General features: G+C 34.2%; 19 protein-coding genes and 2 pseudogenes. 12 read left to right on the forward strand and 9 right to left on the reverse strand.

The genetic code is table 11. The features are described 5' to 3' along the window. The first annotated feature begins 12 nt into the window (after positions 1–12). From cooS to CALHY_RS01245, 4 genes and pseudogenes are all read left to right on the forward strand, one after another. Positions 13–1896, forward strand: a complete 1884-nt coding sequence (gene cooS, locus CALHY_RS01230; RefSeq protein WP_013402205.1) for an anaerobic carbon-monoxide dehydrogenase catalytic subunit — start codon at positions 13–15, stop codon at positions 1894–1896. A 19-nt stretch (positions 1897–1915) separates the two neighbouring features. Beyond that, on the forward strand, positions 1916–2356 hold the full coding sequence (locus CALHY_RS01235) for a 4Fe-4S dicluster domain-containing protein (RefSeq protein ID WP_013402206.1): 441 nt from the start codon (positions 1916–1918) through the stop codon (positions 2354–2356). 17 nt (positions 2357–2373) lie between these two features. Beyond that, positions 2374–3657, forward strand: coding sequence for an NAD(P)/FAD-dependent oxidoreductase (locus CALHY_RS01240; RefSeq protein ID WP_013402207.1), 1284 nt, complete (start codon positions 2374–2376; stop codon positions 3655–3657). Between the two features lie 158 nt (positions 3658–3815). Further along, positions 3816–5079: pseudogene (locus tag CALHY_RS01245) on the forward strand (transposase). Positions 5080–5136: 57 nt separating this feature from the next. On the opposite strand, the gene CALHY_RS01250 reads toward CALHY_RS01245, so the two are convergent. Beyond that, positions 5137–5964 (reverse strand): helix-turn-helix domain-containing protein, encoded by an 828-nt coding sequence (locus CALHY_RS01250; RefSeq protein ID WP_013402208.1) that lies wholly within the window; start codon positions 5962–5964, stop codon positions 5137–5139. Positions 5965–6075: 111 nt separating this feature from the next. Between CALHY_RS01250 and yiaY the strand changes: the two genes are divergently transcribed. Beyond that, positions 6076–7227, forward strand: a complete 1152-nt coding sequence (gene yiaY / locus CALHY_RS01255) for an L-threonine dehydrogenase (RefSeq protein WP_013402209.1) — start codon at positions 6076–6078, stop codon at positions 7225–7227. A gap of 87 nt (positions 7228–7314) precedes the next feature. On the opposite strand, the gene CALHY_RS01260 is transcribed toward yiaY, so the two are convergent. The 5 genes from CALHY_RS01260 to CALHY_RS01280 form a co-directional block, all read right to left on the reverse strand. Further along, positions 7315–8859, reverse strand: coding sequence for an alpha-amylase family glycosyl hydrolase (locus tag CALHY_RS01260; protein WP_013402210.1), 1545 nt, complete (start codon positions 8857–8859; stop codon positions 7315–7317). 119 nt (positions 8860–8978) lie between these two features. After that, positions 8979–9200: a hypothetical protein gene (locus tag CALHY_RS01265; RefSeq protein ID WP_013402211.1), complete on the reverse strand. Its 222-nt coding sequence runs from the start codon at positions 9198–9200 to the stop codon at positions 8979–8981. A 23-nt stretch (positions 9201–9223) separates the two neighbouring features. Then, entirely contained in the window at positions 9224–11479 is a 2256-nt protein-coding gene (locus tag CALHY_RS01270; RefSeq protein ID WP_013402212.1) for a spermine/spermidine synthase domain-containing protein, read from the reverse strand. 36 nt (positions 11480–11515) lie between these two features. Beyond that, positions 11516–12247, reverse strand: coding sequence for a cytochrome c biogenesis CcdA family protein (locus CALHY_RS01275; RefSeq protein ID WP_013402213.1), 732 nt, complete (start codon positions 12245–12247; stop codon positions 11516–11518). A 13-nt stretch (positions 12248–12260) separates the two neighbouring features. Beyond that, positions 12261–12797, reverse strand: coding sequence for a hypothetical protein (locus CALHY_RS01280; protein WP_013402214.1), 537 nt, complete (start codon positions 12795–12797; stop codon positions 12261–12263). A 322-nt stretch (positions 12798–13119) separates the two neighbouring features. Between CALHY_RS01280 and CALHY_RS01285 the strand changes: the two genes are divergently transcribed. Beyond that, the gene (locus CALHY_RS01285) at positions 13120–13743 is read left to right on the forward strand and encodes a class I SAM-dependent methyltransferase (RefSeq protein WP_013402215.1); all 624 of its coding nucleotides are present in this window, start codon (positions 13120–13122) and stop codon (positions 13741–13743) included. A gap of 54 nt (positions 13744–13797) precedes the next feature. Here CALHY_RS01285 and CALHY_RS01290 read toward each other — a convergent pair whose 3' ends face one another. Then, positions 13798–14994 (reverse strand): RNA-guided endonuclease InsQ/TnpB family protein, encoded by a 1197-nt coding sequence (locus CALHY_RS01290; protein ID WP_013402216.1) that lies wholly within the window; start codon positions 14992–14994, stop codon positions 13798–13800. Then, positions 14942–15586, reverse strand: a complete 645-nt coding sequence (locus tag CALHY_RS01295) for an IS607 family transposase (RefSeq protein ID WP_013402217.1) — start codon at positions 15584–15586, stop codon at positions 14942–14944. The genes CALHY_RS01290 and CALHY_RS01295 overlap by 53 nt, the downstream gene beginning before the upstream one ends. A 276-nt stretch (positions 15587–15862) precedes the next feature. Here CALHY_RS01295 and CALHY_RS01300 point away from each other — a divergent pair, with 276 nt between their 5' ends. The 4 genes and pseudogenes from CALHY_RS01300 (at position 15863) to CALHY_RS13535 (ending at position 18039) form a co-directional block, all read left to right on the forward strand. Then, the gene (locus CALHY_RS01300) at positions 15863–16615 is read left to right on the forward strand and encodes a DUF6385 domain-containing protein (protein WP_013402218.1); all 753 of its coding nucleotides are present in this window, start codon (positions 15863–15865) and stop codon (positions 16613–16615) included. Between the two features lie 125 nt (positions 16616–16740). Beyond that, positions 16741–17592, forward strand: coding sequence for a DNRLRE domain-containing protein (locus CALHY_RS01305; RefSeq protein ID WP_013402219.1), 852 nt, complete (start codon positions 16741–16743; stop codon positions 17590–17592). 114 nt (positions 17593–17706) lie between these two features. Further along, a pseudogene (locus tag CALHY_RS14105) lies at positions 17707–17882 on the forward strand (UDP-N-acetylglucosamine 1-carboxyvinyltransferase); the annotation flags it as partial. 46 nt (positions 17883–17928) lie between these two features. Next, positions 17929–18039 (forward strand): hypothetical protein, encoded by a 111-nt coding sequence (locus CALHY_RS13535; protein ID WP_408605143.1) that lies wholly within the window; start codon positions 17929–17931, stop codon positions 18037–18039. 71 nt (positions 18040–18110) lie between these two features. Here CALHY_RS13535 and CALHY_RS01310 read toward each other — a convergent pair whose 3' ends face one another. Continuing rightward, a complete protein-coding gene (locus tag CALHY_RS01310; protein ID WP_013402220.1) occupies positions 18111–18656 on the reverse strand; it encodes a DUF2680 domain-containing protein in 546 nt (181 codons plus the stop codon). Between the two features lie 175 nt (positions 18657–18831). On the opposite strand from CALHY_RS01310, the gene CALHY_RS01315 reads away from it, so the two are divergent. Then, complete coding sequence (locus CALHY_RS01315) at positions 18832–19497, forward strand: response regulator transcription factor (RefSeq protein WP_013402221.1); 666 nt, start codon at positions 18832–18834, stop codon at positions 19495–19497. Between the two features lie 21 nt (positions 19498–19518). After that, entirely contained in the window at positions 19519–20772 is a 1254-nt protein-coding gene (locus tag CALHY_RS01320; RefSeq protein WP_013402222.1) for a HAMP domain-containing sensor histidine kinase, read from the forward strand. Positions 20773–20814: the final 42 nt, after the last annotated feature.

Raw genomic sequence — 20814 nt, forward strand, 5'->3', positions numbered from 1 at the left:
GGTAATGGAGCTATGGAGATTTGCACATTCTGTGAGACAGCTGATAAACGATTAGGGGAATTTATAAAAAGTAAAGAAGATTTGGAGACTTCTTTTAATCGCAAACCACGACAAAGTGTAAAATGCGGGTTTGGTCTTCAGGGAATTTGCTGCAGGTTGTGTGCAAATGGACCGTGTAGGATTACGCCAACTCAAAAAAGAGGGGTTTGCGGAGCCGATGCAGATACAATTGTTGCGAGAAATTTTCTAAGGGCAGTTGCAGCAGGAGCTGGCTGTTACTTGCACGTGGTAGAAAATGTTGCTCATAATCTTAAAAAGATGGCTGAAAATCAAATAGATGTACCATTTAAAGGTCAAAAGACGCTCCATGCACTTGCAGATAAACTTGGTATCCATGGACAAGATGATAGAGAAATAGCTTTGCAACTTGCTGAAAAGGTATTATCTGACCTTTACAAACCCAGATGGGATGAGATGGAACTGGTAAAGTACATGGCACCAGCTATGAGGTATAAAAAGTGGAGCGAACTGGGGATTTTGCCTGGCGGTGCAAAATCAGAGGTGTTTGATGCGGTAGTAAAAACAAGTACGAACCTTTCAAGTGATCCTGTCGATATGCTCATGCATGTTTTAAGACTGGGTATAGCCACAGGTCTTTATGGATTGGCACTTACAAACAAACTTAACGATATTATCATGGGAGAGCCTGTGTTAAGGTCAGCGCCTGTAGGTTTCAGGGTAATAGACCCTGATTACATAAACATAATGCCTACAGGACATCAACAGTCACTTTTTTGGGCTTTGCTAAAAAGGTTAAATGATGAAGATGTAAAAAAGATGGCTCAAGACGCTGGTGCAAAGGGATTCAGAATAATAGGGTGTACATGCGTGGGTCAGGATTTTCAGTTAAGAGGTGAGCATGCAAAGGATGTGTATGCAGGCCACGTAGGCAATAATTTCACAAGTGAAGCTGTACTGGCAACAGGTGCTATAGACCTTGTCGTGTCTGAGTTCAATTGTACTATACCTGGTCTTGAAACAGTAGCTGAGAGGTATATGGTAAGACAAATTTGCATTGACGATGTGGCTAAAAAAGCTAACGCAGACCTTGTGCAATATAGTCCTGAAGAAGCCATGGAGATTGCAGACAGGATTTTAAAAGAAGCTGTGGATAGCTACAAATTTAGAAGAGGTAGGGTAAATATAGACATACCTTATGACCACGGTTATGAGAGTGCACTGACGGGAGTAAGCGAAGGGTCTCTTAAAGAATTTTTAGGTGGAAGCTATAAACCTCTTATTGATCTTATAGCTTCGGGCAGAATCAAAGGTATAGCAGCTATTGTTGGTTGTTCCAATCTTACCTCTATAGGCCATGATATTTTTACTGTAGAACTTACCAAAGAATTAATAAAACGAGATATACTAGTACTGTCTGCGGGGTGCACAAGTGGGGGACTTGAAAACTGCGGTCTTATGTCAAAAGGAGCTGAAGAGCTGGCAGGAGACAAATTAAAAGAGGTGTGCAGAGAGCTTAACATACCACCTGTGCTAAACTTTGGTCCATGCCTTGCCATAGGCAGACTTGAGATAGTGGCAGCAGAACTGGCAGAGATTCTCAACGTGGATATTCCACAGCTGCCTTTAGTACTTTCTGCACCTCAATGGTTAGAAGAGCAGGCTTTGGCTGATGGTGCTTTTGGGCTGGCGCTTGGATTGCCTTTACATCTTTCAATTCCTCCTTTTATAACAGGAAGCAAGCTGGTGACAGAGATTCTGACAGAAAAGTTGCCAGACATAACTGGAGGACGGCTGATTATAAATAATGATGTAAAATCTTCTGCTGATGAGCTTGAAAGTATCATTCTTCAGCGCAGAAAAGATATGGGTATCTAAGTGAAGAGGTGTCTTATCAATGAAAAGGATATATATAGAACCAACAGCATGTACAGGATGTATGAATTGCATCCTGGCGTGTATAGCTCACCATAAAGGTGTGCAATCAGTACTTGAGATAGACTTCTCAGACAATGATTTAGAATTTGCAAATAATGTAGTCTTGAACACCGAAGGGAAGATTGTCCCTATTTTCTGTCGACATTGTGACCAACCAGAATGCGTTACAGCTTGTATGTCTGGCGCGCTGACAAAAGACGAGACAACAGGATACGTAATTTGCAACCAGAGCTGGTGTGCAGGATGTTTTATGTGCGTTATGTCATGCCCTTATGGTATGATAAAACCTAACAAAAGTGGTGATGTTGCTATAAAATGTGATATGTGCCTGGACAGAGAAATACCTGCGTGTGTCCAAAGCTGCCCTGTCCAGGCTATTTCCCTTATTGATGTTGATTAAAGCGAGGGGAGAATTTGATGAAATATTTGATTATAGGTGCCAGTGCCGCAGGGCTAAGTTGCGCAAGGACACTCAGACGGCTTGATAGCAATGGAGAAATTGTTGTAATTTCAAAAGACGATATGGTATATTCACGGTGTATGCTTCATTATTTCATAAGTGACGACAGACCTTTGGACAAGATGAGATTCGTGGAAGAGGATTTTTTCGATAAAAACAAAGTAAAATGGATAAGAAATACTGCTGTGATAGAAATTAGACCTTTCAACAAAAGCGTTGTCACTTCTGATGGCGCTGAACATACCTATGATAAACTACTTATAGCTACAGGGGCTACCCCTGTAATTCCTCCTATAGAAGGCTTAGCAGAGGGTATAGAAAAGAGAAAAGATATATTTACCTTACGGGATATAGGTGATGCTATAAAGATTAAAGAAGCGGCTAAAACAAGTAGACAGGCAGTGGTCATTGGCGGTGGGCTAATAGGGCTGGATGTTGCAGTGAGCCTTAACAAGCAGGGAGTCAAGGTAACCGTAATAGAGATGAAAGACCATATCCTACCTCAGCAATTAGACAAGACAGCAGCGCAAAGGTACGAGAGGATTTTTAAAGACAATGGAATAGATATCATTACTGGACAAGCTGTTTCAAATGTAATTTACGGGTTATCAGGGAAGGTTAAAGGCGTGACTTTATCAGATGGAAGTTTTGTTTTTGCCGATATGATTGTAGTGGCAGTCGGGGTAAAACCTTCTTTTCCAAGAATAGATAAATGTGATCTTGAAATTGAAAATGGAATTATTGTAGATCAATACCAGAGGACTTCTATACAAGACATTTATGCTGCTGGTGATGCATGCCAATCGTATGAACTCTTGACACAAAGGCATATATTAACACCTATATGGCCTTCGGCTGTAAAACAGGGGCAAACAGCAGCATATAATATGGCAGGAATTGGTAAGCCTTTAATAGACAATTTTGGTTTTAAAAATTCAATGAAGTTTTTTGGCTTGAGTACAATAAGTTATGGATATGTAGAGCCACCTGATAACAGTTATAATGTAGCAATTTGCAGTGGACCGAACTATTATTACAAGGTGGTCTATAAAGAAAATGTCTTGTACGGTGCTATAATACAAGGAGATATATCAGGGGCAGGTGTGGTTGGTAAGCTTATACAAAATAAGTGTAACCTTTCTAATAAGTTAGTGAGAAATGACTGGAATAATGTCTTTAGGTTAACATATGGAGATTTTTTCAAACAAAATCAAGATGGAACGTTTGAATTTGCTTGTTGAAAAGATAATAAAAGCTATGTGATGCAGGTGGAGCAATTTCAAATTAGAATGGGGCTGTCCAAAAAGATGAATGGACAGCCCCTTTAATTTTGCTCTTTTGACATAATGATATATTTTTGATATAATATATCAAAAATTATAACATGAGATGATAACTCATGGCTCGTAAACATGATAAAGTCGTCTTCAAAAATTACAACCCATACCAATATTTAATGCCTATCGACCCAGAAGCTTTTATCCCTCAAAATCATTTGGTCAGAGTAATAAAGTACAAAGGTGGTGGTACAAGTAGTTACCACCCGCTGATGTTATTAAAGTTTTAATCTATGCTTACATACAAGGTATTTATTCATCAAAAAAAAATAGCTTGGGCTTTACGAGAAAACATTACTTTTATGTAGCTCTCAAAATATCAAGTTCCTGATTTCAGAACTATCAATAGATTTAGAAAAGAAATTTTGGGAGAGGCAATTGAAAATATCTTTGCTGAGGTGGTTAAACTTCTTACACAGTTAGGGTATGTAAACTTCGACTATTATTATCTCGAAGGGGCAAAAGTTGAAGCTAATGCAAACAAGTATTCACTTGTTTGGGCTAAAAGTACAAGAACTTTCGAAAAAAAAGTTAAGAGAGAAAGTGAAAAACATAATCGAAGAGATTGAAAAAATAAATGGAACTGTCTGCCTAAAGGAACACCCTGAGCTTGTGGAGAAGATAACAGGTTTCATGCCAAAGAACATTGTAGCAGACAGTGGCTATGGGCTTGATTGAAACTACCTTCATCTGAAAGAATGTGGCATAAATAGCTCTATTTAAGTATAACACATTTGATATGGAACAGACAAGAATATTTAAGAAGGATATTTTCAATGTAAATAACTGGGAGTGCATAGCTGAAGAAGATGCCTATGTTTGTCCTGCTGGTAAGAAGGTTAAATATTTGTATCCGAAGATAAGTGCAAATGAGAGAGGATTTGTAAGTTATGAGAAGATATATCAATGTGAAGATATTTGTAATGGCTGTGAGTACAGAGAAAAATGTTATAAAGGTAAGAGATGGAAGAAGAGATTTAATATAAGACCGAGGTTAGAGAAATTGAAGGAAGAGGTAAGGCAAAGGCTGTTAAGTAGAGAAGGCAAAGAGATTTACGAAAAGAGAAAGATAGAAGTTGAGACAGTATTTGGGATAATAAAGAACAATAAAGGATTTAGGAGGTTCCTGCTCAGGGGTATTAAGGGTGTAAAGCTAAAGTAGAGTTTGGTTTGTATTGCCTATAACATAGAAAAATTAACGAAGATAATAATAGAGGGCTGGGGCAAAACTGCCACCCAACCCTTTTTTGTTTGCTATATAGTCTAATATTGGTATTTAATAGCATCAAATGCCCGATTCTGGTTATTAAAAATTATTGTTTTTAGACAGCCCTTTTTTCATAATGAGTCTTCCTGACCATAGAAAATTCACACTTTTTACTATTAACTGTTTAGAGTTTTTTTGTATAGATTTGGTGTAACTCCAAACTTGTTTTTGAATTCTTTAATAAAATGAGAAATATTTTCATACCCTATGTCATAACACACATTGGTAACATTTTCGAATTTTAATAACTCTTTTGCTTTATTAAGTTTTAAGTCTTTAATATATTCCTTTGGTGATTTCCCTGTAAACTTTTTAAAGTACTTGGTAAATTCATATTCTCTCATGTTAAATTCTTTGGCAATATCTGAAATTTTTAATTTGCGCAAATAGTTGGTGTTTATATAATCCAAGATATGATATATTTCTGAATTTTTATCGGTTATTATCTTCTCAGCACCTCTGTATTTGAAGATATCATATACAAACTCTTGAGTATATAAATCAAGGAGAAACTCTCTGTTAACTTTTCTACTTAAGAATGTATCAACAATCTTTTTGTATGTCTCTGTCAAATCTGGACTGTACTTTCCTACAAAAAGTACATTATTGACATTGCCAAGTTCATAAGGTTCAAACTCCATTTTTAGCTTGCTCAAAACGTGGTTTATTAAATAGCTGTCTATTTCTATAACTAATGCTTTAGTTTTTTCTTTAATTTCTAATTTAACTTTTGAATAAGGTGGCAAAATCACAAAACTATTACTGTCATACTTAAATTTTTCAGATTCATTTATTTCTACATATTTGTCTCCTTGTAAGATACTACAAAATCTTAGATAGTTTTTTGATGAATAACTTGCTCTTGTATAATCATCAAAATCATAATAAAGTATTCTAACATGTTCTGCCTCTAAAACAGATGTTGGTGTTAGGTCACTTACCATTTCTATACCCCCGGCAAAAATGAAATATTATTTGCAAAAAAGAATTAGAAGAAGAGAAAAAGTGCATGTTAAAATTATAACAACATTTGCAGCAGATGTGGAGGGGTAAATATGAAAACATATAGATTTTACATGCCGCCTATTAGTTTGATGGGAAGAGGATGTTTGAAGGATGTTGGGGAAGAAATCAAGGCTTTAGGCTATAAAAAAGCACTAATTGTAACAGATAAAGCGTTAGTAAAGATTGGTTTAGTTAAAAAAGTCACTGACATATTAGATGATGCAAATATAAGTTATGTAATATTCGATGAAACAAAACCCAATCCAACAGTAAAAAATGTTGAAGACGGCTTAAAAATCTTAAAAGACAATAATTGCGACTTTTTAATATCAATTGGAGGCGGCTCACCACATGATTGTGCCAAAGGTATAGGACTTGTTGCAACTAACGGAGGTTCAATAAAGGACTATGAAGGGGTAAACAAATCACAAAAACCGATACTTCCTCTTGTTGCTATCAATACAACTGCAGGAACAGGCAGTGAAGTGACAAGGTTTGCAATTATCACTGATGAGGATAGACATGTAAAGATGGCAATAGTTGACTGGCATGTAACACCACTTATTGCTGTAAACGACCCAGAACTTATGATTGAAATGCCAAAGTCACTGACTGCTGCAACTGGAATGGATGCGTTAACACATGCAATCGAAGCGTATCTATCTACTGATGCAACACCGGTTACAGATGCTTCAGCCTTGATGGCAATTGAATTGATTTTCAAATATCTGAAGAAAGCTGTTGAAAATGGCAATGATATTGAAGCAAGAGAAAAAATGGCATATGCTGAGTATTTGGCAGGGGTTGCATTTAACAATGCAGGTTTGGGCTATGTTCATGCAATGGCACATCAATTAGGAGGATTTTATGATTTACCACATGGGGTGTGCAATGCAGTGTTATTACCACATGTTTTGTCGTACAATTTAAAGGTGGTTCCTCACAGATTTATTGACATTGCAAAAGCAATGGGGATTGATGTGCAAGGAGTTTCGGCTGAGAAAGCCGGTGAAATGGTAATTGAGAGCATTAGGGCTTTGTCAAAAGAAATAGGAATACCAGCTGGTTTGAAAGAATTGGGTGTAAAAGATGAAGACATAAGGATTTTAGCTGAAAATGCTTTAAAAGATGCTTGTGGTTTGACAAATCCAAAACAAGCTACTGTAGAAGAGATAATGGAAATTTACAAATCGGCATTTTAAAAAATTTTGTAAAAACTAAAGGCGGGGGATTCTTGGATTGCCCGCCTTTAGTTTTTCTATTGAGATGAGATTTGACGTTTCTGGCTGTTAATTTAAGATGATAAAGGAATAAGATTTTATTGAAAAAGAAAGTTTTCCATTTTTTAAAGACAAGATTTTCCCAGATCCTTTAACTATTTTGCCGGCAAGCTTTATATTAGATGGCAGGGTTATAGTCTTTGATAATTCCTTGCCCGTGAAGTTAAAAATTAAAACCATCTTCTGATTATTGTAAACTCTTGCGAAACTAAGTGTATCAGCAGAGGTTTTAATTAACTGGAAGTCTCCTTTTAGTAATGGTAAGTTCTTTTTTCGGAAACCAATCATGTCTCTGTAGAAATTGAGTAAAGAATTTTTGTCTTTTTCTTGTTTTTCAACTGAAGCAACATCAGGGCCGCTATTGTAAAGGCTCATCTCCCAGTTTGTCTGTCCTTTTTTCCATGTCTCATACCATTTGAATGGCTCTCTAATATATTCATCTGGTTTTTGTCCTTTCATGCCAATTTCTTCACCATAGTAGATGAAAGGATTGCCAGGCAGTGTCAATAATAATGCTGCAGCTAATTTCATTTTGCTATTTGACCCGATTTCGGTATAAGCTCTGTTCATATCATGGTTTGTCAAAAATGGTGCATCAACAAATTGGGGATTGACATTTTTGTAGAGATTGTATATTGAAGAGAGGTTATTTTGCAAAGTTTGAGTATTTTCATATGTTACTCCTTCAATGATGTTTTGAGCAATAGTAAAATTAAAGCAAGAATCAAAAATCTTTGCATATTGCGCTATTCTTTGAGGGCTGTCCCACACTTCTGCTACAAGGTATACATCTTTTTTAATACTTCGACAGAATTTTGCATATTCTTCCCACCACGCAAGAGTATCTTTTTCTCTGCTCAAAGGATAAATATGCTTTGCAGCATCAAGCCTAAATCCATCTACTCCTTTTTCTAACCAGAACTTGGCAATTTTCTTCATCTCTTCTCTCACAGCTTTATTGTCAAAATTGAGATCGGGCATCTCAGACCAAAATATAGCGTTGTAGTAACTATCACCCTTTTTATACCATTGTTTTGTGCCAAGGTCTGATGGTTCATCGAAGTTTGTGTTTGGTGTTGCCCAGATATAATAGTTTCTGTACTTGCTATTTTTATTACTTGATGCTTCGATAAACCAAGGGTGTTTGCTGCTTGTGTGATTTATCATCATATCTATAATTACTTTGATACCCATCTTGTGAGCCTTTTTTATGAAGTTGACAAAATCCTCATTTGTACCATAGTCGGGATTGACTTTGTAATAGTCTGTTACATCATATCCGTGATAGCTTGGAGATTCAAATATTGGCATAAGCCAGATGGCATTTACACCCAAGGATTTGATATATGGAAGTTTTTCAGCCAAACCATTTATGTCCCCTATGCCATCACCATTACTATCATAAAATGACCTGACAAAAACTTCATAGAAAATCAAACCGTCTTTTTTAGTTTGAACTGGACTTTGAGAATTAGAAAGACCTGCCAAAAATGAACTGAGTCCAACTGCGAAAACGATAGCAAATATGAGTATGTACCTTAAGATTCTCTTCATTGAAATATTCCCCTTTCTCAAATGATATCGTTTGCATTATTATATACCATATGAACTTTTTTGTCTATATTGTCCAATTTGATGCGATAAATCACAAAAAAAAAGAGGGATAAATCCCTCTACTTGTTCTCTTCACTTTTGGGTTTATCCAATGCAACTAATTCTTCACTGTGGTGATGTTGATGGAACTGGTGATCTTTGAAGTCAGATGCTTTTTGGGTTTCATTGCTGTGGTGGTGGTCATGGCCGTGGCAACCTCTTCCCATCATTGCTTTGTGCATGAAAATGTGTGCTAGCAAACATCCGCTCATTGCGAGAAGTATAAGCAGTGCCTCTTTCATCCCTAAATTCCCCCTCCCATTTTTTATTTAGCAGTTACCAAATTTCTATTTTGTAAGCTTATAAGCCCATATAAAAGAGCTCCTGCAAGCATGGCAATGGTAAATCCAAATTCCATTGAAAGCATAATTGATAAAACTGAGCCTATAACTGACATTACACCATTGAGTCCCCACATCACAGGAATTGTTTTGCTTTTCTTTTTATTTTCGCTTAATATCTTTATACCTCTTGGGAACGGCATTCCCATGAAAAAGCCTTGAATCATAACCAGTATGGCTGCAATTAGTATTTTGCTAACTAAACTAAAATCAGAGGTCACTTTGAATATTGAGTTTAAAGAGAATATTAGACCAATATTTATTACCATGACCAAAAGAGCAGGCAAATATATTCTATTTGACAGATTATTAAACACCTTTGCATTGCTAAAGTATGCACCTATTCCGCTGCCAATCAAAAGCCCAGCAAGTACATAATTGAAGGCAAGTACTGGATGACCCAAGTATAGAATAAACTTTTGAATAAGCGGAATCTCAATTAGCATGTAGCCTATTCCTAAGCTTGAAAAATACAAAGAAGGTTTGAACGCTTTTTCTTGAGAGATAATTGGTGTAAACAATATCATGCTTCCCAGAAGTATGAAAAAGAAGATAAATACCAACACAGGTGAAACCCCTTTGCTAAAGTCATAAAAGTATGGCTTGTCGTCGGTTGCAGGCGTTGCACTAAATGAAAATCCGTTTTCGAACTGTACTAAAGTTAAATGGCCTTGCTTTATATGGTAAAGTGGTCCCTTATCGTTAACATAGGGGATATAAAGCGGAATAATCTTCCCTCTGTCTGCAGTCTCTTTTAATTTCTTGCTCTCAAGTTGAGAAAAAGGTTTGTTTTTTACAATGATCAATGGATAGTGAATATGTTCATTGCCATCCATAAGTTGAACCTCTTTAGCAAAAATAGCCATATATTTTGGAGTATCTTTAATTGCTATACCCTTTTTATTCAGCTGACGCAGAATGGTTGCTATTAATTTGCTCATATCCTCTTCATCATGAGCTAAAAAGGCAAGTTTTCCATTATCTGTTAAGTGATTCATATAGTCCTCAAGAGCTTCAACTGTAAACAGATAGTTTTCTGAAAGAGCATAACCTATGTTTTGGGATGCATTTGTCATGACCAGTGCTAAGAATATCACATCATATTTTTCCTTAGATTTTCTTACAAAATTTCTGCCATCTTCACCATAGATTTTTACTTCTGGTCTGTTATAGATGTCTCCATTAAACTCTTTAAAGTGCCTTACAGCGTCAATACTTGATGTATTTATTTCAACTCCAGTTATTTGTTTACCATTTCCAGCTAAAGCATACAGAATATCCCTACCCCCACCAGGACCAATTATCAATGTTTTATGATTGTTTCCAAAGGAAAAAGGCAAATATTCAATGTCATCTTTGTATTTGTTCAAACTGCTTTTTTTACCATCAAATCTATACATAGGTGCGTTTGCTGTTCCGTCAATTGTGACTATCATTTCATCGTTATCACCTTCTACTTTAATAACATCTGTTCGTGAAAATGCATTCCATTTGGTATATACAATCTTAGCTTTTTGGTTTGATTTTGCAATACTGCCAAGTGTTTTTGTTTTGTTTGTAATAAATCCGATGAAATTCTGTTCAATTGAGTAAACGTACTTGTTTGGTATAAAAAGCCCAAGCAAGAAAACAGCTAATACTCCAATACTAAGTAACATTTTCTTTTTAAACTGGGCACTTAGGATCAGCCAAGCTATGACTGAAATAATGCAAATCAAAATTACAGTTCTATATACTCCAAGATTGTTTAAAGAAAGTAACACAATTATGCTGCCAAATCCTGAACCTATGAGGTCGGCAAAATATAGCTTGTTGCTTATTTTCCCAAACTGCTCAAATACGGTGGAGAAAAAGTAACCACCTATTATAAAAGGTAATGTAGCTAGAATTAGGTAAATCAATACGTTATTTTGAAACGGCAATACATATATGATTCCCAGTGAAAATATGTACGAGATAGAAAGAAGAAATAAGGCCTTAACCAATGAATTAGTTTTTAAATCTTCACTTTTTTGACGCTGATTGTAAGCTATTATTCCACCTATTCCAAGCCCAAATATAGCAAATGATGTAATCAAGAAAGTATAATGATACCAAAATAAGGCAGAGTATATTCGATTTAATATAACCTGGTATATAAACAATGAAATTGATACTAAGCTTATGCTAACCAAAATCACTTTCATTTCCTCCATTATTATAATTTTCTTTATTTGTTACATTCCAAACGGCAATTTATAAGGTAGTAGCCTGCTAAAAATTGCTGTCAAGTCTTGGAGTTTGTTTAAAAACATCACAATGCCAAGGAAAATGAGAGTAGCTCCTGCAACTGCACAGATAGCATTTTGGAATTTCTTTGCCCTTTTTATAGCATTAATCGCGTGGGGTAGATAATAACCAACGAGCAAATACGGTATTGCAAGACCTAAGGAAAACAAGAACATGATTGTCATGCCTACAGAGGCACTTTTTGTGGTTGTGGTATATATCAGCATGGAATATAAAATTGGCCCAATGCAATGGGAACATACTATAGCAAAAAACAGACCTATTAAGAAAGTAGTAAAATATCTTGATGGTGTCTTGATGTTATCTGCACTATATTTATTCAAAAAAGAAAAATTTAGATTTAGCAGACCAATCAGATTCAATCCCATTATTATGGTTATTGCGCCACCTATTTTATTCATTATCGTGGTGTAACCACTTAACCATCTGCCAATACTTCCTCCTAAAGCCCCTGCAATTGTAAAAACAAGTGTAAAAGCAGATACAAATATAAAAGTATTTATGAGAATAAATTTCCTCATTTTTTTGTGAAGCTCTATATCCTTCAAATCTCTAATTGATACACCTGTGATTAGTGAAAAATATACACTTATCATGGGTATTATGCAGGGTGAGAAAAAAGATGTTAATCCTGCTGCAAAAGGTAGTAAATAAACCACTTCGTGGATCCTCCTAATTTAAAAACTTTTTGTCCCACCTATAAATTCTCAATTTGACACCTCCAATATTTTGTAACTCCAATTGGATATATTTGGTTTTAGGGGTAATAAGATTTTTACCGTTTATTTTTTTTGGTATTTTGATAAATGCCATCACATGATGGCCTGAACCTTCAATCCACCATTTTGCGTTATTGACTTTTATACCTTCACTCGTGCTAAACAATACCTTCCCATTAAAATTGAGTGTAGACAAATCAATCTGATGATTGTCCAAAAACACCTCAAACACCAGGTTATCTTTGTCATCTTTTATAGGATTTAGATACCTCACTCCAATGGTGATGAAGCCTTCACTATTTATTATCAGAGGGTCCGGAGAATTGTTTTTGGAACTTGTACTTTGTTTTGAATCCTGCCGATAAGTAGTTTTAGTCTGAGTATTACTTTGTTTCTTCTGTTGTGAGATTATAACTTGAGCATACAGCGAAGATACTACAAATGCAAAAAGTACAGCAATCACAATTATTCTTTTTGTCTTCTTGGTCATCAAAACATTCCCCCTTTGCATTCTGACTTAGGATAAAAGAACATTTTTAAAGAGACAGTTTTTCTCATTAAATTTAAAGTAAACCTATTTATTTACTCGGAATTATTATATAAATTATTTTATCAGAGGTGATTTAAAAGTCAATTGACTTAACAAATTCTTTACAAATTCTTTGCAATTTATTTACACCTTTAGCTGAAGGAATATTGAACTTAAGTGTTTGTAAAGTGGTAGAATAATTTTAAAGAATAATTTCGATAGAGAGAGCTGAAACAAGTCTAAAAATGAATGATAAACATATTGAAATGAAAGGAGAAAATATATGAAAAACAAAACAGAGATAATCAGGAGAAGATATGATAGAGCTGCTAAATACTATGATGCAGTTGAAAGTATGATGGAGAAGAAATGGTTTTCACAGTGGAGGAAGTTATTATTTAGCTTTGTCAAGGGACCTAAGGTTTTAGAAGTAGGTGTTGGGACAGGTAAAAATATGCCTTACTATAGTCAAGATTGGGAGATAGTTGCAATAGATTTTAGCCCCAAGATGCTGGAAAAAGCAAAAGAAAGGGCTGTGAAATTAAATTTGCAAGTAGACTTAAAACTTATGGATGTTCAGAATTTAGAATTTGCTGATAACTCTTTTGATACAGTTGTGACAGCCTGTGTATTTTGTTCAGTGCCAGATCCAATTTTAGGTTTGAAAGAAATCCGCAGAGTCTTAAAAGACGATGGACTTTTAGTAATGCTTGAGCATGTTCGAAGCAAAAAAGAGCCAATAGGCAAAATAATGGATATATTAAACCCATTAGTTGTTGGCATTTATGGAGCTAATATAAATCGCAATACAGTGGAGAATGTTAAAAAAGCCGGGTTTGAGATAGTTGAGGAAAAGAACTTGCTATCTGATATTGTAAAACTAATTATTGCAAAGCCTAGGTTATGAATAGTGTTTAAAATACTAAAAACTATTTAAAATTTTACTAAACACTATTCTTTGTTAGGCTATATTCAGCCTAACTGGGTGTAACCCCACACCCTCTATCCCCTTAGCAAATGCTTCGGGGAATACTTTTCTTATAATATTATACGCACTGTTCACATCCGCATTTATTAATATCCCTTTGTTGCTCCTAAATAAGCCTCTCTTTATTCTTCGACGTGGATTATAGTTTATTTCATTGATTTCTTCTCCATCTAAAAAACTGCAGCCACTTGTGTAGCTCTCTTCTGTAATTATTATGTTAATTCCTTCTTCTTCACACTTATACTTGAGCATATTTACGAACTGATAAAATGGTATCGAAGCAAAATTTTGATTATTTACTTTGCCAAGCTCTATCTCCTGCTTCCAATTCGGATTATACCCAACAACAAGGGTGTCTATATTATATTGTTTACACCATTTGACTATAAAACGGCTTGCTTTGTGCATGTAATCCAAAAGCTTGTTGTTCCTCTTTAAAGTCAACTTCTCTATTCTTCTGCTGCTGCCTCTATTGCCTACATAACTCATAAGCTGTGCTCTTTTCTTGTTGTAATACTGATTTATTGACTTAATAACTTTGCCATTAATAACAATAGGCTTTATGCCTATGTTATTTACTAAAGTTACAAAGTTATTAAGCCCTAAATCTATTCCTGCTATCTTCTTTGGTGGTCTTTGTATCTTGCCTATTTCCTTTTCATAAACTATTTCAACTACATAAATGCTTCCTTTTGGAATTATCCTGACTTCTTTTAATTTATCTGTTATTCTTGTCTTTAGCTTTAATTCTGTCTTCGGAAAAGTCAAATAACCATTTTTAATCCTGCACTGCTGATTTGTGAAAATAGCTATGCTCCTGCCGTCTTTCTTCTTATACTTTGGCAATTTAGGTCTGCCTAAAAATTTGCTTTTATCTTTACTCCATTCTTCTATAGCTTTAAAAAATGACTTCCAGTTCCTATCAAGAAGTCTTAGCACTTGCTGTGAAGTCTGAGCTGGCAGGCTCTTATAAGTCTCATGTTCTTTTAACATTTTGTCAAGTTCTCTGTATCTTATCCATCTGCCATTGTGTATAAATTCCTGTCTTACAGTGTAGTTTGCAAAGTTGTATAAATTCTTTGCTGCAAAACACACTTTATCACAATAAGACCATAATTCATGGTTCTTGTTTATCTGTATTTGCTCTGTCCTCTTGACTATTATCTTCAAACACCTCACTTTCTAAAAGCTTTCTTATTTTTTGAATTTTTCTTTTGCTGTAGAATTTCATGCTATAACAGTGTAGCAAACTTATAATTTCTTCAATTATTTCCTGAGAATCAAGCTTCTCACTTCCAACTTCCGATACAACAACTATTTCAGTGTTAAATTTTCTAAATAAGCGTTTAAACAATTCAAATCCCACTCTGCTCAACCTATCTTTATAGGCTATAACAACCCTCTCTACCTTACCTGCAAGAATATCGTCAAGCATTTTAAAAAATTCATTTCTTTTTTCAAAGCTAATTCCACTTGCTATGTCAGAAAATACTCCATGTATTTTATAGCCATTACTAAAGCAAAACTGTTTTAACAGTTCAATTTGATTTTCTAAATCCCTCTTTTGTTTTGGAGTTGAAACCCTTGCATAAATATATGTTTTTCTTTCAACACCTTTCATAAAAATTTTGTATACGTCTTCTTCGTTATAATCATAAAATCCATTTGGCATAACTGTTACTCTTATTCTGCCTTCTTTTACGTATTTAGTTAGAGTTGGTCTTGAGATTTTTAATAATTCCAAAACTTCTTTTGCTTTCATATTTATATCACCCATAAATATTATAGCACAATTTAGAAGCCAGGCAAATATATTTTATTAAAAATTTTAATATGTTTAAAACCGTTTATTAATTTTTGCCACTATATTTAGAGTTGTTAAATATCTTACCATAATATACCATGAAAAGCAAAATGTTTTTGTTTTTAAATAAATTACTTTTTGGTATACATAATAATAAAAAATAATCACATTAAACTACCAATCAGAATATATTAATAATGCAAAAAATATTTATTTTTAAAGGAGGTTTTTGGGATGCCTAATTATTCGGTATTTACCAATAAGCCTGAAGAACTAAAGGTACAGATGTTTGGCTCAGATTTAAGTACACCAATTGCTGTGAATAATGACGGAAAGATATTCATAAAGTCAGTTGAAGATACTGTTAATATAACAGGAACAATTACAGCTACAGATTTAGATATTAGAAATTTGATCAATACTCAGGATAGTGTACAGATATACGGAACAGATGGCACAACAAATAAACCCATTCTCACTGATACAGATGGTAAAATAGTGATAAGCTCAACGGGGGTATTATCAGTTCAAGCAACAGACCTTGATATCCGCAATCTGAATAATACCCAAGATAACATTCTAATATATGGTCTGAGCGATTCAGGAAATACTGCGATTTCAACAACAGCAACTGGGGATATTAATATCAATCATAACGGGAGAAAATTTTTTGAATTATCATTGTTGAATGTTACGACTGGGGATGATTACCAGTACACTGACTTTATTGATGTATCAAATTATAGCACGTATTCGTTCTATGTAAAGAATACTGGAACAACAAATGCAGCCGATATAGTGCTTCAAATAAGTCCAACAACTAATGCAGGTGATACTATAGACCTTTTATTGTTAGCTTCATTACCTGCAGGAGATAAAGATGTTTTAGTTCCAAATAAATTTTTACGTTATATTCGTTTGGGCTATAAAAGCACAGTATCTTTATTGCCAACTACTCTTGATATATACTTCCAAGCTCATGTATAAAAATGAATTTACTGAGTAGCTCATGGCTACTCTTTTTTTTGGGAAAATATCAGGTTATGTTTAATTAACATAATACGTGAATTTCTAATATAATAAATATAATACAAAAAAAGGAGGAAAAAACAATGCCAGAGATTATACTTAGAGCAAAGTTAGCATTATCGGTTACAAACTATGAAAATCAGAACAACCAAGTGGATAAGAGGATAATATTCATAGGAAGGGACGGTAAACATAATTTTAGAAGTCTTATGTTTTTTGACACATCATGTATACCAGAAAGTTGTACAATTACAAAAGCTGAACTGGTTTTATTTAAAATAAAAGATTTTTATTCAACCCAAGATAAAATAATAAAAATACATGCTTTATTAGATTATTTTAGCTTCAAAACAACATATAACAATATACCGGCTTATGAGAGTTTTTTTATTGAAGCACCAATTGATAATAGCAAAATTACAGCTGAAGTTAATGTTAAGGATATTGTTGTAAGATGGGTAGATGGGAGTTTAAAAAACAAAGGTATTATACTTTTTTTGAATGAAGATAAAAAATCGTTAATGGCTTTTACATCGTTTAGATTTCCAATTAGATATTTAAGACCCCTACTGAGGGTTGAATATGCTATGCCACAAATTCCTGATATTATAGTATCTAATCAGACTGTTCAAATTAAAGAACAGGAGGCTATTTTAATAGGGACAACACAAGTTATAAGTAATAGCTACGATACAAGCTATATTTTGGATGGAACAGTAGTTGCTAAAAATGAAGGAACAAATCCGACTCAACTAACTTTAGAATGTAGTAATGATAATTTAAATTGGATTGATGACGTATCAGTGATTTTAGAAGCAGGACAAATCAAAATAATGGTACCAAAATACTATAGCAAATTTATCAGATTCAAGGCAAATGCCATTGGCAATATCAATATTAAGATAAGATATGTGTACAAAGAATTCATGCATTAAATGATAAATTCACAAGTTGGTAATGAGAATAATTCCCATTTGATTTTTAGTTTCAATATTTTTATTATAAAACAATTTCAAATTTGACAATAAACAAAAATTAACAGCAAAAGTCCTTATGACATTCATACCAAAGGGCTGACAAAGCTTGGAGCAGAGATTAAACTAAATCAGGGTTACATTGAGGCAAAGGCAAAAAATAACTAAAAAGTGAAAAGGTATATCTTGACTTTCCATCAGTTGGTGCAACAGAGAATATCATGATTGCAACTGTGTTGGCAGAAGGTGAAATCAAAAGATTTAAGAGGTGGAGCTTCCTTGGTAATTGCAGGACTTATGTCAGAAGGCACAACTGAAATAAGGGATATTGAGCATATTGACAGAGGGTATTTTGAGATTGAAAAGAATATCTTAAATCTTGGTGGAGATATTAAAAGGGTGAATTGAACTTTTAGAGTTTGCGCTAAAAAAAACAGCCTGTCTGCTTTGCTTTTGCAGACAGGTAAAAATATTTTCATTTAGTATCCCATCATACCGCTAAAACCAGCACCCATCATGTTGCCATGTCCAAAACCCATCATGCCGCCGCCATGTCCAAAACCCATCATTCCACCAAAACCGTTGTTTGACCAATCTAAAATGTTATCAATGCAGTATTGAATGTTTGCCTGAAAATGCTTCTTCAAAAACTCAGCCTGATCTTTTGTTATTTTTCCATCTTTCAAAAGTTTGTCAATTTCAGCAGCTCTTAAATCATACAGCTTCTTTTTAAACTCATCAACTGTTAATTTCTTTTCTTTTAAAATGTCGTTTATAGTTTGACCATTTTGTATTTTTTGGACAAGCTCATCAACCGAAAGACCCAGCGCTTTTGCAACAAGTTCTTGCATGTTTGTGTGCGGCATAAAGCCATATCCATAACCTGTATTTTGTTGCCATCCTGCTGCAGCACTTTTTGTCTTCTGAGCAGAACCTGGTTGAAGTCCTTTCGCAAATACAAATGTAAACGTCAGGACAAGTGCTAAGACTAAACCAATGCCTAAAATTGATTTTAGGATTTTCATTTCTATCGACCTCCATAAACTCTTATTTGTTTTACATTTTATATGTTAAACTCTATTTGTAAGATGGGTATAAGCAAAGTGTAAAGAAATTGTAAAGAAATTGTAAAGAATAATTTTAAGCTTGGCAAAAAGTCCATTTAAAAAAGATATAATATTAAAATAGGGTGAGTGAAAAATGGCAAATATCTTGGTTGTTGAAGACCAGCAGGATTTGAATCAAATAATAACAAGATTTCTTAAAAACGAAGGATTCAATGTTATAAACTCATACACTGCAAAAGATGCATTGGAAAAGTTGAACGATACTGACTTGGTAATTCTTGATATTATGCTGCCTGACATGGAAGGGTATGAGGTATTGAAAGAAGCCAGCAAGAAAGGCATTCCAACAATAATTTTGACCTCAAAGTCAGAAGAGTTTGATAAACTAAAAGGCTTTGAACTTGGGGCAGAGGACTATATCACAAAACCATTTTCTATGCTTGAGCTGATTGCACGCGTAAAGGTTGTTCTGAGGAGAAACAGGAATTTTGAAGAAAGTATAAAACTTTTAGGTGGCAAGGTAGAGATTTTCCCCCAGAGGTTTAAGGTGATAGTAGATGGTGAGGATGTGAACCTCACTCATAAAGAGTTTGAGCTTTTGCTTTTCTTGGCTAAAAACAAAGATTTGGTAAAGTCAAGAGATGAGATACTTGAAAAGGTTTGGGGTTTTGATTTCATTGGTGAGACCCGAACTGTGGACGTTCATATAAAACAATTGAGAGAAAAACTAAAAGACTACAAGTTTTTAATCAAGACAGTTTGGGGTGTGGGGTATAAACTTTCAGAAGAGAAAGAATAATTGAGAGGATGTAAGAGTAAGATGAAACTTTTTACTAAAATAGCTTTAAACTTTATAGGAATAATAGTTTTTCTGGTTTTGAGCATATACATCTCAAATATGCTTTACCTTAAGTATTTTTTAGAGGATATGATTATTGATGATTTAAAAAAACTTTCCCAAGATGCGCTTGAAAACAAATTGGAAGGCGATTTGTCAGCGATGAAAATACTTATTTTACAAGGAAACACAATTGTGCTTGAAGAAGGCGGATTGGATCTTCCGTATCACATGATTATGCCTGTATTCAATTCGACAGGAGTTTATGAATTTTCTCATCCACATCTTAAAGTTGAATATATTGCATACGTGTTGAAAAGAGGGGATTTTACTTCTATTGCAATAACTACAAAACCATATTATGGATATGCATTGAATATAATATCAAAAAATCTAATTAAAATTAGCATTATTTTTATTTTAATTGGGCTTTTAGTGTCACTTTTGATTTCACGGCATATATCAAAGCGTATAATAAAGATTTCAATAGCTACGCAAAAGATTGCTAAAGGCGAGGACTTTGAACTTAAAGACAGCTCAACAGATGAGGTTGGAGACCTTGCAAGGTCTATCAATAGCCTAAAAAATTCGTTGAGGCTTCTTGAGAGGGTAAGGAGAGAATTTGTTGCTAATTTTGTTCATGATTTAAAAACACCAATTGCTGTTATAAAAGGCTATTGTGAGAGCACAAAATATTTGGATATTGATGATAAAGAAAAGATTAAACAGAATATGGATGGAATTGAAAAACAATGTGATTATATGCAAAACCTAATTTCTAATATGGTTGAGCTTTCAAAGATTTCAGCGGGGATAATTGAGAAAAAGATTGAGGAAGTTGATGTGAACTTGATAATCAAGGAAGCATGCGAACAGCTCAAAAAACTTGCTGAGCTTGAAGACGTTGAGATTATTATCAAAAGCTTAAATTCACCAAAGATAAAGACTGACTTAAATTCATTTAGAAGAATAATAAACAACCTTCTGCAAAATGCCATTGAAAATACAAAAGATAAAAAGGTATATATTGAGGCTGAGAGGGAGTATGTGGATATCTACAATAAGACAGACCTCAAAGAAGAGGAACTCATTTTTCTATTTGAAAGATACAAATCAAGCAAGAAAGGTTTTGGGCTGGGGCTGTCTATCGTGAAAGAACTCTGCAAGATTTTGGATATAAAACTTGAGACGTTTATAGTGGGTGGATATATTCATTTTAAAATATGGTTGAAATAAATCAAGAATATAGCAATTTTAGCATGATATACAGATATAAAG

The sequence above is a fragment of the Caldicellulosiruptor hydrothermalis 108 genome (assembly GCF_000166355.1).
GTDB lineage: Bacteria > Bacillota > Thermoanaerobacteria > Caldicellulosiruptorales > Caldicellulosiruptoraceae > Caldicellulosiruptor > Caldicellulosiruptor hydrothermalis.

Coding starts and splice junctions, on each gene's coding strand:
- cooS (WP_013402205.1), top strand. CDS start 13: ATGGAGATTTGCACATTCTGTGAGACAGCTGATAAACGATTAGGGGAA.
- CALHY_RS01235 (WP_013402206.1), top strand. CDS start 1,916: ATGAAAAGGATATATATAGAACCAACAGCATGTACAGGATGTATGAAT.
- CALHY_RS01240 (WP_013402207.1), top strand. CDS start 2,374: ATGAAATATTTGATTATAGGTGCCAGTGCCGCAGGGCTAAGTTGCGCA.
- CALHY_RS01250 (WP_013402208.1), bottom strand. CDS start 5,964: ATGGTAAGTGACCTAACACCAACATCTGTTTTAGAGGCAGAACATGTT.
- yiaY (WP_013402209.1), top strand. CDS start 6,076: ATGAAAACATATAGATTTTACATGCCGCCTATTAGTTTGATGGGAAGA.
- CALHY_RS01260 (WP_013402210.1), bottom strand. CDS start 8,859: ATGAAGAGAATCTTAAGGTACATACTCATATTTGCTATCGTTTTCGCA.
- CALHY_RS01265 (WP_013402211.1), bottom strand. CDS start 9,200: ATGAAAGAGGCACTGCTTATACTTCTCGCAATGAGCGGATGTTTGCTA.
- CALHY_RS01280 (WP_013402214.1), bottom strand. CDS start 12,797: ATGACCAAGAAGACAAAAAGAATAATTGTGATTGCTGTACTTTTTGCA.
- CALHY_RS01285 (WP_013402215.1), top strand. CDS start 13,120: ATGAAAAACAAAACAGAGATAATCAGGAGAAGATATGATAGAGCTGCT.
- CALHY_RS01295 (WP_013402217.1), bottom strand. CDS start 15,586: ATGAAAGCAAAAGAAGTTTTGGAATTATTAAAAATCTCAAGACCAACT.
- CALHY_RS01300 (WP_013402218.1), top strand. CDS start 15,863: ATGCCTAATTATTCGGTATTTACCAATAAGCCTGAAGAACTAAAGGTA.
- CALHY_RS01305 (WP_013402219.1), top strand. CDS start 16,741: ATGCCAGAGATTATACTTAGAGCAAAGTTAGCATTATCGGTTACAAAC.
- CALHY_RS13535 (WP_408605143.1), top strand. CDS start 17,929: ATGTCAGAAGGCACAACTGAAATAAGGGATATTGAGCATATTGACAGA.
- CALHY_RS01310 (WP_013402220.1), bottom strand. CDS start 18,656: ATGAAAATCCTAAAATCAATTTTAGGCATTGGTTTAGTCTTAGCACTT.
- CALHY_RS01315 (WP_013402221.1), top strand. CDS start 18,832: ATGGCAAATATCTTGGTTGTTGAAGACCAGCAGGATTTGAATCAAATA.
- CALHY_RS01320 (WP_013402222.1), top strand. CDS start 19,519: ATGAAACTTTTTACTAAAATAGCTTTAAACTTTATAGGAATAATAGTT.